This window comes from Streptomyces sp. NPDC101393, assembly GCF_044767385.1.
Classification (GTDB): domain Bacteria; phylum Actinomycetota; class Actinomycetes; order Streptomycetales; family Streptomycetaceae; genus Streptomyces.
Genome location: NZ_JBIWNU010000005.1, coordinates 634225 through 650756, shown reverse-complemented (window position 1 = coordinate 650756; position 16532 = coordinate 634225). Strand labels below are relative to the sequence as shown.

Sequence of the window (16532 nt, the reverse complement as noted above, 5' to 3'; positions counted from 1 at the left end):
GCCCCTCAGCCCCCCGGTGTCACCAGCCGCGCCTCGTACGCGAACACCGCCGCCTGGGTGCGGTCGCGCAGGCCCAGCTTCACCAGGATCCGGCTGACATGCGTCTTCACCGTCGATTCGGCGACGACCAGATGCTCGGCGATCTCACCGTTCGACAACCCCTGCGCCACCAGCACCAGCACCTCCGTCTCCCGCTCCGTCAGGTCCCCGATGCGTTCCTGGGCGGGCGCCCGCGGGGTGCCCAGACGGGAGAACTCGGAAATCAGGCGCTTGGTGACGGTGGGGGCCAGCAGGGCCTCTCCGGAGGCGACGATGCGGACGCCCTCGGCGAGCTGGCCGGCCGACGCGTCCTTGAGCAGGAAGCCGCTGGCCCCGGAGCGGAGCGCCTGGTAGACGTACTCGTCCAGGTCGAAGGTGGTCAGCACCAAGACCTTCGCGTCCGCGTCGGCGGCGACGATCTCGCGGGTGGCCTCCAGGCCGTTCATCACCGGCATCCGGATGTCCATCAGGACGACATCGGGCTTGAGCAGCGCGACCTTCCGCACCGCCTGCGCGCCGTCGACGGCCTCCCCGACGACCTCGATGTCCGGCATGGCGTTCAGCAGGACGGAGAAGCCCTCCCGGACCATGACCTGGTCGTCGACGATCAGTACCCGGATCATGCGGTCACTCCCCCTGGCGCGGTCTCCCCCGCCGTGTTGGCCACCGGGATGAACGCCGCGACCTCGAAGCCGCCTTCCTCGGTGTGGTCGGCCGTCATCTCGCCGCCCAGCATTTGTACCCGCTCCCGCATGCCCAGCACGCCGTGCCCGGCGCCCGGGGACGGTTTGGCGAGCCGGCTCGGCACGCCGTTGACGATCCGCAGCCCGATACCGCCCAGGACGTACGAGATCTCGACCCGGGCATCGGCGCCCGGCGAATGCCGCAGCGCGTTGCTCAGCGCCTCCTGCACGATCCGGTACGCGGAGAGCTCGACGCCCTGCGGCAGCGGCCGGGCCGCGCCGGTCACCACCGCCTCGACCTCCAGCCCCGCACTCCGCACGCTGCCGAGCAGCGACTCCAGGTTGGCGAGCGTCGGCTGCGGCGCCTCCGGGTCGCTCTCCACAAAGGCGTCCGGGTCCTCGGAGCGGACCACGCCCAGGATGCGGCGCAGTTCGGTGAGCGCGGCGACCGCGTTCTCCCGGATCGTCGAGAAGGACGTCGCCAGCTCGGGCGGGGTGTTCTCGACGCGGTACGGGGCGGCCTCCGCCTGGATCGCGATGACGGACATGTGGTGCGCGACCACGTCGTGCAGCTCGCGGGCGATGGTGGCGCGCTCCTCCAGCAGCGTGCGCCGGGAGCGTTCCTCGGCGGTGGCCGTCCGTGTCTCGACGACCTGCCGGCGCTCCTCGCGCCAGGCCCGCACCGCGGCGGCGGAGACCAGCACGACGCCCGCGAAGAACGCCACCGGTGGCAGGTCGGAGGTCGCCCACTCGCCGGCCAGGGCGGACAGCACAGCCCCCGACCCGAAGGTGACCAGCCACATCTCGACGGCCAGCCGCGGCCGGGTGCGCAGCACGACCAGGGTCATCACGGCGAGGTGAGTGGCGAAACCGGCACCCGTCCAGACACCGCCGCCGTAGTCGGAGAGCACCGAGCCGGCGACCATCGACACCCCGAACGCGAACAGCGACAGCCAGAACGCACCGATCGGGCGGAAGAGGGAGACCATCGGCGGGGCCGCGACCAGCAGGCAGAACGCGGTGACGAGGACGGCACGCGGCGGCGCGAGGGAGTCCGTCAGGGACAGCGACCCCAGGAAGACGCAGACGCTGAAGAACCCGACGGCGTAGTGCGGCAGCCAGCGCACCCAGCGCCGGATGCGTTCGGGCAGCCAGGGCACCCACCGGGCGACCTTGGCGTCCTCCAGCGGCGGCAGCGGGCGGAAGGCGAAGGCATCGACGAACAGGTCCTGGCGCAGTCGGTGCAACGCGCCACGGGCTATCCGGGCCTCTGAGCGCAGGGTGCTCTGCGTCTGGGTCGTCTCTTTCACGCTCACCAAGGTAAGCAGTGACGGCGCCCCGGGCGTCCACACCAGTGGGGATCTGTCGGCGTCCCTCTTGAGGACTACGCGCCTGGCCCCCGCTCCCGCGCAGGTCACACCGATGGCGCGCCGACCGCACCGGCCGCCGGCCGCCGGCTCACGCCCCGTCGGCCCCCCGGCCGTCGAGGAGCTCGCCGAGCAGCGTGCGGAAGGACGGCGTGCCGGGGGTCACGGCGGCGTAGTGGCCGACGGCGGGCAGCTCGCGCAGTGTCGTGCCGGCCGGGTGGGCGGCGGCGTAGCGGCGGGAGATCTCCGGCGGGACGTCCGGGTCCGCGGTGCCGTGCAGCAGCGTGACGGGCAGGTCCCGGGGCGGCGGATGGCGCAGCGGGTCGGCCGCGGCGATCCGGTCCGCGAGGCCCGGCCCGCCGCCGCACAGCGCGCCGACCGCGTCGTCGCTCAGGCCCAGCTCGTGGGCGCGGGCGAGGTCGGCGACCGGCGAGACGGCGATGACCCGGGTCACCGGGGTGCCGGGCCGGGCTGCGGCGAGCAGCGCGAGATGGCCGCCGGCGGAATGCCCGACGAGGACGGTCCCGCGCCCGGCCGCCGTACCGTCCGCCGCGGCCGCCGTGCCACCGGCCCCGGCCCGCCTCTCGGCATCGGTCCCGCCGGCCGCGGCCCGGGTCGCCTGCGTCGCCGCCCGGATCGCCGCCGTCACGTCGTCGAACGTCCGGGGAGCGCCGCCGCCGGCGCCGACCCTGCGGTATTCGGCGAGGGCGACCGGCAGTCCGTGGCCGGCGAGCGCGGCGGCGAGCGGCGAGAGATGGCGGCGGTCATAGGCGGCACGCCAGAACCCGCCGTGCAGCAGGACGACCAGCGGACCGTGCGCCGCGCCCGGCCACGCCCCGGCGTCCGGCTCCGCCCCTGCCCGCGCCGCGTACAGGTCCACGATCTGGTCCGGATGCGGGCCGTAGGCCACTGTCCGGTCCGGCGCCACCGGGGCGAGCCCCAGCAGCGCCGACTCCTCGTCCGGTGTGCTCACCCCGCGGTTCCCGCCGCCTCCGGCTCCTCCTCGGGCAGGGCCCGCAGCACCTCGCCGAGCACCCACGCCGCACGTTCCGCCTCCGCGAACGAGGTGTAGAGCGGGGTGAAGCCGAAGCGCAGAACGTCCGGTTCGCGGAAGTCGCCGACGACACCGCGCCGGATCAGCTCCGTCATCACCTCACCGGCCCGCGCCGACTCCAGCGACACCTGGCTGCCGCGCCGGCTGTGGTCGTAGGGGGTGACCGAACGGACCCGGCCGGGCGGCGCGTACGCGTTCACGCAGTCCAGGAAGTAGTCGGTCAGGGCGAGACTCTTGGTGCGTACCGCCTCGATGGAGACCCCGTCCCACGCGTCCAGCGCGGCCTCCAGCGCGAGCAGCGACAGGATGTCGGGGGTGCCGACCCGGCCGCGCACGATGCCCTCGGCCGGGGCGTAGCCGGGGTCCATGGCGAACGGTTCGGCGTGCGAATTCCAGCCGGGCAGCGGTGAGTCGAACCGCTCCTGGAGGCTCTCGCGCACATAGAGATACGCGGGCGAACCCGGGCCGCCGTTGAGGTACTTGTAGGTGCAGCCGACGGCGAGGTCGACGCCGTGGGCATCCAGGCCGACCGGCAGCGCGCCGGCGCTGTGGCACAGGTCCCAGACGGCGAGCGCGCCGGCGGAGTGCAGTGCGGCGGTGATGCCGGGCAGGTCGTTGAGGCGCCCGGTGCGGTAGTCGACGTGGTTGACCAGCGCGAGCGCGGTCCGCTCGGTGACCTCGTCGGCGATCCGCGCGGGTTCGACGGGCCGCACCGCGAGGCCCGTCATCCGGGCCGCCGACCTGGCGATATAGCCGTCCGTCGGGAACGTCGTCGCGTCGACGAGGATCTCCGTGCAGCCCTTGCCGGCCATCCGTACGCCGCCGACGACGGCCTTGAAGACATTGACGCTGGTGGAGTCGCCGACCACGATCCGGCCCGGGGCAGCCCCGACGAGCGGCGCGATCCGGTCGCCGATCCGCTCCGGCGCGGCCCACCAGCCGGATTCGCTCCAGGAGCGGATCCGCAGCTCCCCCCACTCACGGGCGACGACCTCGGCGAGCCGGTCCGGCACCGCCCGGGGCAGCGCGCCCAGGGAGTTGCCGTCCAGATAGACGGTGTCGTCGAGGGTGAAGCGGTCACGGATCGCGGCGAGCGGGTCGGCGGCATCCAATTCGCGTGCGTGCAGGGCGTGTTCACGGTCCTCTGCGGCGGCGGACGCCTGCGCGGGCCGGACGGACCCGGGGTCCTCGGGGCTCTCAGACATGGCTGCGCGCCGTCCACAGCTCGGGGAAGACATTCTTACGGGCCCGCTTCTCCAGCCAGGCCACCCCCGCGGAACCGCCGGTACCCATTTTTGCTCCCATCGCCCGACGGGTCGCCACCAGATGGTCGTTGCGCCACCGCCAGACCAGCTCGCCGACATCGGTCAACGCCTCGCCGAGCCGGACGAGTTCGGATTCCTGCGACCCGGCGTAGATCTCCGCCCAGACCGCCTCGACGGCCGGGTCCGGCTCATGGCGCAGGGACGGATCGCGCCGGAGCACCGCGGCGGGTATGGCGTATCCGCGGCGGGCCAGCAGCCGCAGCACCTCGTCCCACAGGCTCGGCTCCTGGAGGGCCTTCTCCAGCTCCGCGTGCTCCCGGGGCGCGCCGCGGTGCGGCACCAGCATCGAGGCCGACTTCTCACCGAGCAGGAACTCCATCCTGCGGTACATCGCGGACTGGAATCCGGAGCCCTCGCCGAGCGCGCTGCGGTAGGCGTTGAACTGCGAAGGGGTCAGCCGGGCCAGCGGCTTCCAGGCGGAATTCAGCGCCTCCAGCTCGTAGGTCGAGCGCTTGAGCGCGTCCATCGCCACCGTCAGGTCGTCCCGGCGCAGCGCCTCGGCGGCGGTCTGCCACTCATGGACGATGACGGTGAACCACAGCTCCATGACCTGGGTGGTGACCAGGAAGACCATCTCGCCGGGGTCGTCGGAGAGCGGGTGCTGGAGGTGGGTGAGGACGCCCGCCTGGACGTAGTCCTCGTACGGGGTCGTGGTGGCGGCGCCGATGCTCAGATCGGGGGCGAACGGCGGGGCCGGATCGGCCGCCAGCTGCGCGGACCGCGCGCCGTGTGCAGGAGAAGGCTGCGACATGAGGGACTCCTCAGGTGCGAAATACCGGGTAGCGGTCCGCCCCTTCCTTGTCGGCTCGGGAGCCCCGGTCCCCTCGGGCGCGGGATGACCCGGCCCACTGAAATCATCCGTGCTCCGCCCGGAGCGCGCAAGGGCCGACCGCGATCATGCGGTCGGCCCTTGCGCTGCCGTGCGTCCCCCGAGGCGGCGTCCGCGCCCCGCTCGGGGCGGAGCGCCCGCCCCGGTCAGGACGCGGAATCGTCCCAGGTCAGGACAGGGTGTCCGCCGCGGTCGGGGACGAGTCGCGCAGGAACGTCGCGCAGCGCTCGTACTCCTCCTGCTCGCCGATCGACTGCGCGGCTCGGGCGAGGGCGTGCAGCGCACGCAGGAAGCCGCGGTTGGGCTCGTGCTCGAACGGCACCGGGCCGTGGCCCTTCCAGCCCGCGCGGCGCAGCGCGTCCAAGCCGCGGTGGTAGCCGGTGCGGGCGTAGGCGTAGGACTCGACGGTCCGGCCGTTCTCGAACGCGTCGTCGGCGAGCTGCGCCCAGGCCAGGGAGGAGGTCGGGTACTTCGCTGCGACATCGGACGGCGCGGTGCCCGCGGCGAGCAGCTCGCGGGGCTCCGGGTCGTCGGGCAGGTGGGTCGGGGGCGGTCCCCCGAGAAGGTTCTCGTGAATGGCCATGCTCCAAGTCTGCCTGGTCCCGGCGGCGGGTCGCCGCCCACCCGCCCACCGGGCCGTCCACCGGGCCGCCGCGCCCTGCCCACCTGGCCCGATGCCGGAGCGGCCACTACCGTCCCTCGGCCGCCTGTCCCCGCTCCGGGGCCCGCACGACGCCCGGGTCCAGCGGCGGGGCACTCACCCCGCAGTGGTAGGTGCACTCCGGGTGGCAGACCCCCTCAGGACCGGTGGAGGGCCCGGCGCCGGCAACCGCTCCCGTGCCCGCTCCCACCCCTGCTCCCACGCCCGCTCCCGCTTCCTCCTCCGCGCCACGGAGGACATTCGTGCGGACGGTCAGCAACGCGATCAGGGCACCCACCAGCAGCACACCCGCGCACAGCGGCATGGCGCGCCGGAAGGTCGCCGCGAACTCGTCGGCCGAGCGGTACGCCTCGGGCCCCATGCCCGCCAGCAGCGGCAACGCCGCCACCGCGACCAGGCCCGCGGCCCGTGCGGCCGCGTTGTTGATGCCGCTGGCCAGACCCGCCCGGTCCACGTCCACCGACGCCAGCACGGTCGCGGTGAGCGGCGCCACCAGCGTCACCATCCCGATGCCCAGCACCAGCAGCGCGGGCAGCACCTCGGTCACATAGGACGCGTGCACGCCGACCCGCAGCATCATCAGCATCCCGGCGGCGCACAGCACCGGGCCGACGGTGAGCGGAATCCGCGGCCCGATGCGCTGGCCCAGCTCCCCGGAACGGGCGGACAGCAGCAGCATCAGCACTGTGGTCGGCAGCAGCGCCGTGCCGGCCGCCAGCGCCGAATAGCCCGCCACCACCTGCAACTGGAGCACGGCCAGGAAGAAGAAGCCGCCGAACGCGGCGTAGACGCACACCGTCACGGCGTTCACGGCGGTGAACTGCCGGATGGCGAAGATCGCCGGCGGCAGCATGGGATCCGCCCGCCGCCGCTCCACCTGCACGAAGGCCACGCCGAGCAGCAGCCCGGCCACCGCGGGGACGACCACCCCCGGCCCCAGGCCGTTCTCCGGTGCCGAGATCAGCGCATAGGTCACCCCGGCCAGCGCCAGCGCCCCCAGCAGCGCGCCCGCCACATCGAAGCCGCGGTGCGCGGAAGCATCCCGCTCCTTGGTCTCCGGTACGTGCCGCAGCGCGACCGGTACACAGACCGCCGCCACCGGCACGTTCAGGAAGAACACCCAGCGCCAGCCAGGCCCGTCCACCAGCCAGCCGCCGATGAACGGGCCGATGGCCGCCGCCACCCCGCCCAGCCCCGACCAGGCACCGACCGCCCGCGCCCGGTCCTGCGGGTGGAAGACCGCCTGGATCAGCGCCAGCGAACCCGGCGTGAGCAGCGCCCCGCCGACGCCCTGCAGCCCACGGGCCCCGATCAGCACCCCGGCGTTCGGTGCGAGCCCGCACAGCAGCGAGGCCGCGGCGAACCACACCACCCCGATGACGAACACCCGCCGCCGCCCGTAGCGGTCACCCAGCGCCCCGCCCAGCAGAATCAGCGAGGCGAGAGTGAGCATGTAGGCGGACACCGTCCACTGGAGGACCGCCAGGTCCGCGTTCAGGTCCTCGCCGATCCGGGGCAGCGCGACATTGACGACGGTGCTGTCGAGCATCGCCATGCCCGAACCCAGCACGGCGGTCAGCAGCACCCAGCGGCCTTGGGGTGACGCCATGCGGACCCCACCGGGCAGGCTCGGATCACTCATACGGTGAGCATGCCCGCATCCGGACGCGCGCGCCCGCCCTGTGCCGTCCGTTCCGGGCGCCCGGCGGCCGCCAGGCATGCGAAGGGCCCCGCACCCCGGCATCTCTGCCGTGGTGCGGGGCCTGCGAAAGCCGTGGGGTGGCGCCGCTTACTTGATCTTGGTGCCCGTGGAGCGCAGGTTCGCGCAGGCCTCGGTCACGCGCTTGGCCATACCGGCCTCGGCGGCCTTGCCCCAGGTGCGCGGGTCGTAGGTCTTCTTGGAGCCGACCTCGCCGTCGACCTTCAGCACACCGTCGTAGTTACGGAACATGTGGTCCGCGACCGGGCGGGTGAAGGCGTACTGGGTGTCGGTGTCCAGGTTCATCTTGACCACGCCGTTCTCCAGCGCGGTGGCGATCTCCTGCTCGGAGGAGCCGGAGCCGCCGTGGAAGACGAAGTCGAACGGGGACGCCTTGCCGTACTTGGCGCTGACGCCCTCCTGGAGGTCCTTCAGCAGCTCGGGACGGAGCACGACGTTGCCCGGCTTGTAGACGCCGTGCACGTTGCCGAAGGAGGCGGCAAGCAGGTAGCGGCCCTTCTCGCCCAGGCCCAGCGCCTCGGCGGTGCGCAGCGCGTCGTCGACCGTGGTGTAGAGCTCGTCGTTGATCTCGTGGGTGACGCCGTCCTCCTCGCCACCGGTCGGGGTGATCTCGACCTCAAGGATGATCTTGGCGGCGGCGGCCTTGGCGAGCAGCTCCTGGCCGATGGAGAGGTTGTCCGCGAGGGTCTCGGCCGAGCCGTCCCACATGTGGGACTGGAAGAGCGGGTTGAGGCCCTTGGCCACACGCTCCGCGGAGATGTCGATCAGCGGGCGGACGTACCCGTCGAGCTTGTCCTTGGGGCAGTGGTCGGTGTGCAGCGCGACGGTGACGTCGTACTTGGCGGCCACGACATGCGCGAACTCGGCGAGCGCGACGGCGCCGGTCACCATGTCCTTGTTGTACTGACCGCCCAGGAACTCCGCACCACCGGTGGAGATCTGGATGATGCCGTCGCTCTCGGCCTCGGCGAAACCACGCAGCGCTGCGTGCAGGGTCTGCGTCGAGGTCACGTTGATGGCCGGGTAGGCGAACTTGCCTGCCTTCGCCCGGTCCAGCATCTCGTTGTAGACCTCGGGAGTTGCGATGGGCATCTGTCCGCTCCTTGTGTGTGCGGGTGTGCGTTCATGGCCCTGACCAGGGGGCGACGGCTTCGCCGGGGCCATCTTCCCAGACTCGCCGGTTTGCTCCACATCCCCCGGGCGGCGGCCGACGGCGAAGGGAGGTCGGTTTCACGTGAAACCGACCTCCCTTCGCCAAAGCCGCTGGTCAGGAAGGTGCCATCGGCGCCGCGCCCGTGACGTCACGATGTGGCCGCCGTTCCCTCACCGCGCCGCCCACGCCACTGTGCGGGGCCCGCTCCCGACAGATCCCGACCGTTTCCGGCGGGTCTCAGCCGAGGCCGAGGTCGCCCAGCTGGTATCCCGTGATGTAGGGCAGTCCGGCCTCGGCGATGGCCGAAGCGGCCCCCCGGTCGACGATCGTGGCGACCGCGACGACCTCCGCGCCCGCCTCACGCGCCGCCTCCACCGCTGTCAGCGGCGAACCGCCGGTGGTGGAGGTGTCCTCGACCACCAGGACCCGGCGGCCCTTGATGTCCGGGCCCTCGATACGGCGCTGCATACCGTGCGCCTTCTGCGCCTTGCGGACCACGAAGGCGTCCAGTCGCCGGCCGCGCGCCGCGGAGGCGTGCAGCATCGACGTCGCGACCGGGTCGGCGCCCAGGGTCAGCCCGCCGACCGCGTCGTAGTCCAGGTCAGCGGTGATGTCCAGCATCAGCTGGCCGACCAGCGGCGACGCCTCGCCGTCCAGCGTGATCCGGCGCAGGTCGATGTAGTAATCGGCCTCCTTGCCGGAGGAAAGCGTCACCTTGCCGTGCACCACGGCCTTGCTCTTGATCTGCTGCAGCAGCTCACCGCGGGTGCCTGTCGGCCTTGCTTCGTGGACGTCGTCAGTCATGGCCATGAGCTTAGATCCTGTCCGGGCGAGCAGGACCGGACGGGCCGCGCCGCCCAGGGCGTCGCCCGGCCAGGGCCTACGACAGGCGCCGCCAGCTCCAGGTCGTGGAGATCTCCAGCGGGTCGATGGGCGTGACCAGGCGCGGCAGCGTGTTGAGACCGTTCGGCGGACCCGACTGCGGCTCGACGCAGACCGCCGCCTCCTGCTCGTCGTAGACCACCACCCACTCGGTGCGGCTGGTCACCTTCAGCTCCAGCCGTCCGGGCCAGGTGAGTGTGACGTCCACCCCCTGCGGCATACCGAAGCAGTCGTCCCAGGGGCCGGGCTTCGGCGGGATCCGCCGCCCCGTCGGCAGATGATCGTCACCGCGCTCCTCCTGCCACTCCGGCGCGAAGTCGACCAGAACCCCCGGGCCGTCGGCCGGCTGCCCGCCCGGCTCGCCCGCCGACAGGTTCCGCAGGAACCAGGGGTGCCAGCCGGCCTGCGCGGGGAAGGAGTCGCTCGTCGCCTCGACGCCCATGGTGAGCGTCAGCGAGCCGCCGTCCTCGGCGAGTTCGACGAGCTGGGTGACCTTCCCCGGATACGGCCAGGGGGCCGCCGCATCGGACAGGTCGTAGGTGAAGGCCGCATGCGTCGCGCCGGAACGCGAGGTCCGCCAGCGGAGGTTGCGGCCGGTGCCGTGGATGGCGTGCGGTGCGGCGTTGACCGGCATCTGGTGCAGCTCACCGCCATTGCGGAACTGCCCGAGCGCGATCCGCCCGCACCACGGAACCATCGGAAAACAGCCGTACTTGTCGCCCTGCCGCAGCAGTTCCGTCCCTCCGACACGGAGGCTGCCGATGCGGCAGCCGTTCTCCGGATGGACGGTCAGTTCGGCGTCGCCGGCGGCCAGCCGCACGCCGTCCGACCGCTTCTGCGACGCGCTCTGCGCGATGTTGTCGGTGCTCACGGATCCGACCCTAACGGTGCCCGGATGCCCTTGCCGGACGGCGTCGGCACGAATGGTGACGTCCGGGCGTGGCACCCGAGCGATGGCCGCGGTCAGGTCAGCGGCGGCGGCGCAGTACCCGGCCGACGACCACGGCCGAGGCCAGCACCACCGCGGCGGCGGGGGCCGCCCAGCGCAGCGTCGCCGAGGCGCCGTTCGCCTCGGGCGCGGGCACCGGCGCGTACCGCCCGCGCGGCGGGGCGTGGTCGACCTCCTCCGCGCTGCGCCCGATCATCGTGCGGCGGGCATGCGCGGCCTCGGCCGGGGCGGCGAGGTCGTCGAGGTCGGCGGGGTCGTCGGGGTAGTTGTCGTCCGTACCCTCCGCATGCGCCGTACGGCCGGCGTCCTCCACGTCACCGGCGGCCGCACCCGATGCCGCTGCTGCGGCATCCGGCACGTCATCCGCGTCGCTGTGCGGGTCGAGCGAGGGCGGCGGCACCTCGGCGTCGAACACTCCGGCCGCGGCCGCGGGCCCGGACGGGCCGGGCGCCGTGGGGGAATCGTCATCGTCGGCCGCCTCCGCGGGACGGGTCTCCAGGTCCGACGCGAGGTTCGCCGCGAAGCGGTCCAGCAGCCGGCGGCCCGCGTTTTCGGTGGACCGGCTGTCGGCGTCGGCGAGCCGGCCTCCGCTGCGCAGTGTGCCGGTGCAGGTCAGCGTCGTGCCGGGGCCGGGCTCGGAGGCGGGGGAGAGTCGTACGGTCAGCGTCAGTGCGACGGATCCCTCACCGCGCGCCTCCGTGCCGTGCGCCTCGAAGGTCACCGGGGCGGCCCCGTCAGCGGATCCGCCCTCCGCGTCGGCCCGGTCGGCGACCGTCAGGGTGCCGCGGTAGGTGATGGTGGAGCTGCCGACGCGCAGTCGCAGCCGGCCCTCGGGAATCTGCGGGGCCGCGTCGGCGTCGAGCTGGACTCCCGGGACACAGCGCGCCACGCGCTCCGGCTCGGTGAGCGCCTGCCGCACGGTCCCGACGGGAAACGGAACGTACACCTCATGCTCCATGACATGGGAGCCTACCCAGCGCCCCCGGACCCGTGCCCCTTCCCGCCCAACTTTCTGGCGCCCCTCCTCCCCAGCGCCCGCGACACGCGTGTCACTCCCGGTAGCGCGGGTGCATGAGGGTCGACGGCGGGAGCCCCGGGATCCGGGTGGCGGCGACGCCCCGCGCCCCGGCCCGCAGCTGATCGCGGGTGACGACCGCCGGCGAGGGCAGGTGCGGTGCGAGGGTCAGCCGCGGCGGCTGCCGCGCCGCCAGCACGAATCCCCAGTAATGAGCCCGGCCCGCCCCCTGCTCACCGCCCGCGGCACCCGGCGCTCCCGGCGTGTCGGGGCCGCCCGGCCCGGACGCTCGGTCGGGGCTGCCGGAGAAGGCCATGGAGCGGCCGGGGAAGCGGTACGGGGCGGTCGCCAGCCCCGCCGACCGCATGGTCGCCTCCACCGTCCAGAACGACCGCGCCCGCGGGCCCGGCGCCCCGGCGTGCACCACGAGCCGTCCGCCGTCGGCCAGCGCCCGCGCCGCGAGCCCGTAGAACTCCTGCGAGTAGAGCTTGGTGCTGGCGGTGATCCCGGGGTCGGGGAGATCGACGACGATCACGTCGTACGGTCCGCCCCCGCGCGATGCCGGTGCCCGCGAGGGGCTCACGGCGGACGGGAGAACCGGGCCGGGACCGGGCCTCGGCGCGGTCAGCGGCATCGACCCGGATGCCCGGAGGCCACCGGACGCCACGCCACCGCCGGGCCGGCCACCGGCCCCCGGACCGCCGGCCCGCGTCCGGGCATGCTTCCGCAGCCAGTCGAAGGCGTCGCCCGTCACCACCCGCACCCGGCGGTCGCTCAGCGCATGCCGGTTCAGCGCCGAGAGTCCCGGGTCCGTACGCGCCAACCGCACCACGCCCGGGTCGAGTTCGACGACGGTCACCGAACGGACCGAGCGGTAGCGCAGCACCTCGCGCGCCGCGAGTCCGTCGCCCCCTCCGAGGACCAGCACCCGGGCGCGCGGGCCCTTCGCCATCGCGGGGTGCACCAGCGCTTCGTGGTAGCGGAATTCGTTCTCCGCGCTGACCCGCAGCCGGCCGTCCAGATAGAGCTCCAGTGGTCGGCCGGAACCTTTCCTCCCGCGCCCCGCACCGGCTCCGCCGCCCGTGCCGCCCGTCATCACGACCTCCTGAACCCCGGTCTGCACGGCGACCCGGGCGCCCGCTCCGTACACCGCCTGCCGGGCGGCCCGCTCGAACGGGGTGACCAGCAGCGCCCCGGCGGCGAGCAGCGCGAGCACCAGGGCGTTGACGCCCAGCAGAGCCCACCGGGCGCGCGGCGTCAGGTCGTGCCGGAACAGCCACAGCACCAGCGCGGCACCCGCCACGGCGTTGACCCCGCCGGTGACCAGCGCGCCGGTCAGCTGGCCGAGGCAGGGCAGCAGCAGAAAGGGGAACGCCAGTCCGCCGACGAGCGCTCCTACGTAGTCGGCGGCGAAGAGGTCGGCGACCGCACCGCCCGCGTCCTGCCGGCGGACCCGCTGGATCAGGGTCATCAGCAGCGGCACCTCGGCACCGATCAGCACCCCGATGCCCAGGGAGAAGCCGACGAGCGCGGTGCGGGACTCGCCGAACCAGGCGAAGCAGGCGTAGAGCGCCATCGCGGAGCTGCCCCCGACCAGCGCAAGGGCCGCTTCCACCGCGCCGAAGCCGACGGCCGCCCGGCAGCGCAGCCGCTTGGCGAGCAGCGCCCCGATGCCCATCGCGAACACCATGACGGACAGCACGACCGACGCCTGGGTGACGGAGTCGCCCACCAAGTAGGTGGCCAGCGCGACCAGTTCGAGTTCGTAGACCAGCCCGCAGGCGGCGCAGACGAAGACGACGGCGAGGACGAGGAACCGGCCGAGCCCGGACGGCACGGGCAGCCGCGCCGGCGTCATTTCCTCCGACCGCCCGAGGGAGCTGGTGACAGCGGACTCCGGCGGGTCGATCGGGTCGATCGGATCGATCATGATTTGAACGCTACGTGACGATTCCGTGCCTCTTTGTCACCCACACGAGTGCACTCTGCCTCCCGCGCACGGCAGCGGAACGAGGTACCGGCACACCACGCGAGAGGCCCGGAACGCCTACGCCACCGCCGCCGCCGCACGTACGCCAACACGCGTACGGGTGGCCACCAGTTGCCCCTCCTGGGGGTAGGCGTGCCAGGTCCGCCAGCTCACCTGGCCCTCCCGACGCTGCACGAGCATCGCGGTGAAGGCGTGCGGCGAGCCGGGGAATGTACCGGCAAGGCCGTGCGGATGGTCAGCGACCAGGGCGAGCAATTCCTGCGCACGCCCCGCGAAGGAGCCGCGCGACAGGGTTTCCACATGGGCGGCGAATTCGTACTCCCAGTCGCCCAGCCGCTTCGCCACCCCCAGGGGGAGCGGCGTACTGCTGCCGGGCATACAGGCCACCGTTTCGGAGCACGTGCCGTGCTCCTCTTCGAGAAGTACTTGGTGAGAGGCCCCGAGCAGCCGCAACTGCACCTGAGCGTCGTCGAGTTGAAGATCCAGGACCGCGAGGGCGGGGAGAGGTTCCCTGCCCAGTGCCCACGCAAGGTCGGATGCACGGGTATCGGAGTAGGTCGTTTTCAGGGTCGTGAGCATGGGTCGGCTCCGCAAGCACGCAGTGGATGGTGGGCCGGCCCGCCCGAGAAGGATCAGGGATTCATGACTGCCTGCCGGCTCGTGCCCACGTGGGGTCCGAGAACTGGGGGATTCTCAAGGAGAGGGAATCATGAATAGGGCATCGCCCACAGTGGTTTTACCCATCTTCGCCGGGTTTCCATCCCCTAGAGGGCTCTCCAGTTCAATTGTTCAACAACCAATGGCCCGGCGGCCGTTGAGCCTGATTCGACGAATCGCCGGGCGCATATGCAAATGGCCATGGGCCGCATGCATGTGTGCAGCTCGCGGGGGATCGTCCGGGCGGGAAAGCAGACGGATCGCGGACGTTCGGATTCCGTGTGGATACCGGCATCCGGCCCCGTGGCGAGTACGGCCCAAGGCCCGACCCGGGCCGTACCGAGACCGCCGAACCGGCACCGGAACAACCAGCGGCACATGCATCAGCACGCGCTTCCGCACGGGTATCGGAATCGCGGCGAGACCCTGGCGCCCGCCCCACTCGAATCCCTGCGCGAATTTCGTGCATATTCACACAGGCATTCGGCCCCGTATTTTCGGTGAACCGGCGGTCCCGCATTCCCGCCCGCACGCGCCCCGGAGAGGAACACGGGCCACGACGGCCCGGTCAGCCACCGCCGCCGCAGCCACCACCGCCGCCACCGCCGCCACCGCAGGAGGAGCCACCGCCGCACGAGGACCCACCGCCGCAGGAGGAGCCCCCGCCGCACGAGTGCCCGCCGTGGTGGCCGCCACCCGAACCGGAGTCACCGCCGGCCCACCAGCCGCCGCCGGCCGCGGCGGAGTAACCGCCGCTTCCGCCGCGGCCCCTCTTCTTCTTGCCGCCGCCGCGGGCTGCCACGGCCACCATGCCGATGACACCCACAAAAATGACCAGGAAGATCACAAACCCCATCTGCCTCACACTCCTTCCGTTCCCCCGAAGCGAGGCATCCGCTCCGTCCGGCGGCCCGTTGACCGCCCTCGTTGTCTTCCGTGCCGGGCTGATGCCCTCGCCCCGGAGACCTCAAAGCACAGTTGAGGAACTCCAGAGGTTCAGCGCAGGATGGCGCGCATGGACCGACCGCTGCTCAACCGCCGCCTCGCCGAATTCGGCACCACGATCTTCGCCGAAATGTCGGCACTCGCCGTACGGACCGGCGCGATCAACCTCGGCCAGGGGTTCCCCGATGCCGACGGCCCCGAAGAGGTGAGGGAGGCGGCGGTCCGGGCCCTGCGCGACGGCCGCGGCAATCAATACCCGCCGGGCCCCGGCATCCCCGAACTCCGCACCGCCATCGCCGCCCACCAGCAGCGCTTCTACGGCCACCTCGGCCTCTCCCCCGACCCGGACACCGAGGTCCTGGTCACCGCGGGCGCCACCGAGGCGATCGCCGCCTCGCTGCTCGCGCTGCTGGAGCCCGGCGACGAGGTCATCGCCCTGGAGCCGTACTACGACTCGTACGCCGCGTGCATCGCGATGGCCGGCGGCACCCGGGTCCCGGTGACCCTGCGGCCCGCCCCGGAGACCGGCACCTACACCCTCGACCTGGACGAACTGCGGGACGCCGTCACCGACCGCACCCGCCTCATCCTCCTCAACACCCCGCACAACCCCACCGGCACCGTCCTGACCCGCGACGAACTCGCCGAGGTCGCCCGCCTCGCCTGCGAGCGCGACCTCCTCGTCATCACCGACGAGGTCTACGAACACCTGGTGTTCGACGGCGAGCACCTGCCGCTCGCGTCCTTCCCCGGCATGCGCGAACGGACCGTCACCATCAGCTCGGCCGGCAAGACCTTCGCCTTCACCGGCTGGAAGGTCGGCTGGGTCACCGCGGCCCCCGCCCTGATCAGCGCCGTCCGCTCCGCCAAGCAGTTCCTCACCTACGTCTCCGCGGGCCCCTTCCAGTACGCCATCGCCGAGGCGCTCGCCCTCCCCGACAGCTACTACGCGGGACTGCGCGACGACCTGCGCGCCAAACGCGATGTCCTGGCCGCCGGCCTCACCGCGGCGGGCTTCGCCACCTTCCGCCCCTCCGGCACCTACTTCATCACCACCGACATCCGTCCCCTGGGCCACGACGACGGCTTCGCCTTCTGCCGTGCCCTCCCCGAGCGCATCGGCGTCGTCGCGATCCCCAACGCCGTCTTCTACGACCACAAGGACCAGGGCGCGCCCTACGTCCGCTTCGCGTTCTGCAAGAGCCTCGACATCCTGCAGGAGGCCGCGACACGGCTGAAGCGCCTCTGACCGCCCCCGCCCCG

General features: G+C 72.7%; 15 protein-coding genes. 1 reads left to right on the top strand and 14 read right to left on the bottom strand.

What is annotated here, in order from left to right:
• Positions 1–5: 5 nt before the first annotated feature.
• The 14 genes from ACIRQ7_RS19505 to ACIRQ7_RS19440 form a co-directional block, all read right to left on the bottom strand.
• Positions 6–662, bottom strand: coding sequence for a response regulator (locus ACIRQ7_RS19505; protein WP_401463962.1), 657 nt, complete (start codon positions 660–662; stop codon positions 6–8).
• Entirely contained in the window at positions 659–2038 is a 1380-nt protein-coding gene (locus tag ACIRQ7_RS19500) for a histidine kinase (protein ID WP_404263929.1), read from the bottom strand. The genes ACIRQ7_RS19505 and ACIRQ7_RS19500 overlap by 4 nt, the downstream gene beginning before the upstream one ends.
• 142 nt (positions 2039–2180) lie before the next feature.
• Positions 2181–3062 carry an alpha/beta hydrolase family protein gene (locus ACIRQ7_RS19495; RefSeq protein ID WP_404263813.1) on the bottom strand — a complete coding sequence of 294 codons (882 nt, stop codon included), beginning with the start codon at positions 3060–3062 and terminating at the stop codon, positions 2181–2183.
• Positions 3059–4348: a kynureninase gene (gene kynU, locus ACIRQ7_RS19490; RefSeq protein ID WP_404263811.1), complete on the bottom strand. Its 1290-nt coding sequence runs from the start codon at positions 4346–4348 to the stop codon at positions 3059–3061. Before kynU ends, ACIRQ7_RS19495 begins: the two co-directional genes overlap by 4 nt.
• The gene (locus ACIRQ7_RS19485) at positions 4341–5219 is read right to left on the bottom strand and encodes a tryptophan 2,3-dioxygenase family protein (RefSeq protein ID WP_404263810.1); all 879 of its coding nucleotides are present in this window, start codon (positions 5217–5219) and stop codon (positions 4341–4343) included. The genes kynU and ACIRQ7_RS19485 overlap by 8 nt, the downstream gene beginning before the upstream one ends.
• Before the next feature lie 247 nt (positions 5220–5466).
• Positions 5467–5880: a DUF3151 domain-containing protein gene (locus ACIRQ7_RS19480; protein WP_404263808.1), complete on the bottom strand. Its 414-nt coding sequence runs from the start codon at positions 5878–5880 to the stop codon at positions 5467–5469.
• A gap of 106 nt (positions 5881–5986) precedes the next feature.
• Positions 5987–7600: an MFS transporter gene (locus tag ACIRQ7_RS19475; protein ID WP_404263806.1), complete on the bottom strand. Its 1614-nt coding sequence runs from the start codon at positions 7598–7600 to the stop codon at positions 5987–5989.
• 147 nt (positions 7601–7747) lie between these two features.
• A complete protein-coding gene (gene fbaA, locus ACIRQ7_RS19470) occupies positions 7748–8770 on the bottom strand; it encodes a class II fructose-bisphosphate aldolase (protein ID WP_401463974.1) in 1023 nt (340 codons plus the stop codon).
• A gap of 298 nt (positions 8771–9068) precedes the next feature.
• Complete coding sequence (gene pyrE / locus ACIRQ7_RS19465) at positions 9069–9635, bottom strand: orotate phosphoribosyltransferase (RefSeq protein ID WP_403673913.1); 567 nt, start codon at positions 9633–9635, stop codon at positions 9069–9071.
• Positions 9636–9711: 76 nt separating this feature from the next.
• Positions 9712–10584 (bottom strand): aldose 1-epimerase, encoded by an 873-nt coding sequence (locus tag ACIRQ7_RS19460; RefSeq protein ID WP_404263804.1) that lies wholly within the window; start codon positions 10582–10584, stop codon positions 9712–9714.
• 97 nt (positions 10585–10681) lie between these two features.
• The gene (locus ACIRQ7_RS19455) at positions 10682–11620 is read right to left on the bottom strand and encodes a carbon monoxide dehydrogenase subunit G (RefSeq protein ID WP_404263802.1); all 939 of its coding nucleotides are present in this window, start codon (positions 11618–11620) and stop codon (positions 10682–10684) included.
• Positions 11621–11711: 91 nt separating this feature from the next.
• Positions 11712–13607: a spermidine synthase gene (locus tag ACIRQ7_RS19450; RefSeq protein ID WP_404263801.1), complete on the bottom strand. Its 1896-nt coding sequence runs from the start codon at positions 13605–13607 to the stop codon at positions 11712–11714.
• 117 nt (positions 13608–13724) lie between these two features.
• Positions 13725–14246, bottom strand: a complete 522-nt coding sequence (locus ACIRQ7_RS19445) for a DUF2617 family protein (RefSeq protein WP_404263799.1) — start codon at positions 14244–14246, stop codon at positions 13725–13727.
• Positions 14247–14892: 646 nt separating this feature from the next.
• Positions 14893–15180, bottom strand: coding sequence for a hypothetical protein (locus ACIRQ7_RS19440; RefSeq protein ID WP_404263798.1), 288 nt, complete (start codon positions 15178–15180; stop codon positions 14893–14895).
• A gap of 159 nt (positions 15181–15339) precedes the next feature.
• Here ACIRQ7_RS19440 and ACIRQ7_RS19435 point away from each other — a divergent pair, with 159 nt between their 5' ends.
• A complete protein-coding gene (locus ACIRQ7_RS19435) occupies positions 15340–16518 on the top strand; it encodes a pyridoxal phosphate-dependent aminotransferase (protein WP_403673895.1) in 1179 nt (392 codons plus the stop codon).
• The last annotated feature ends 14 nt before the right edge of the window (positions 16519–16532 follow it).

Bases quoted from the DNA above. Each gene is read 5' to 3' on its own strand.
- ACIRQ7_RS19505 (WP_401463962.1), bottom strand. From the start codon at position 662: ATGATCCGGGTACTGATCGTCGACGACCAGGTCATGGTCCGGGAGGGC.
- kynU (WP_404263811.1), bottom strand. From the start codon at position 4,348: ATGTCTGAGAGCCCCGAGGACCCCGGGTCCGTCCGGCCCGCGCAGGCG.
- ACIRQ7_RS19485 (WP_404263810.1), bottom strand. From the start codon at position 5,219: ATGTCGCAGCCTTCTCCTGCACACGGCGCGCGGTCCGCGCAGCTGGCG.
- ACIRQ7_RS19480 (WP_404263808.1), bottom strand. From the start codon at position 5,880: ATGGCCATTCACGAGAACCTTCTCGGGGGACCGCCCCCGACCCACCTG.
- ACIRQ7_RS19475 (WP_404263806.1), bottom strand. From the start codon at position 7,600: ATGAGTGATCCGAGCCTGCCCGGTGGGGTCCGCATGGCGTCACCCCAA.
- fbaA (WP_401463974.1), bottom strand. From the start codon at position 8,770: ATGCCCATCGCAACTCCCGAGGTCTACAACGAGATGCTGGACCGGGCG.
- pyrE (WP_403673913.1), bottom strand. From the start codon at position 9,635: ATGACTGACGACGTCCACGAAGCAAGGCCGACAGGCACCCGCGGTGAG.
- ACIRQ7_RS19455 (WP_404263802.1), bottom strand. From the start codon at position 11,620: ATGGAGCATGAGGTGTACGTTCCGTTTCCCGTCGGGACCGTGCGGCAG.
- ACIRQ7_RS19450 (WP_404263801.1), bottom strand. From the start codon at position 13,607: ATGATCGATCCGATCGACCCGATCGACCCGCCGGAGTCCGCTGTCACC.
- ACIRQ7_RS19445 (WP_404263799.1), bottom strand. From the start codon at position 14,246: ATGCTCACGACCCTGAAAACGACCTACTCCGATACCCGTGCATCCGAC.
- ACIRQ7_RS19440 (WP_404263798.1), bottom strand. From the start codon at position 15,180: ATGGGGTTTGTGATCTTCCTGGTCATTTTTGTGGGTGTCATCGGCATG.
- ACIRQ7_RS19435 (WP_403673895.1), top strand. From the start codon at position 15,340: ATGGACCGACCGCTGCTCAACCGCCGCCTCGCCGAATTCGGCACCACG.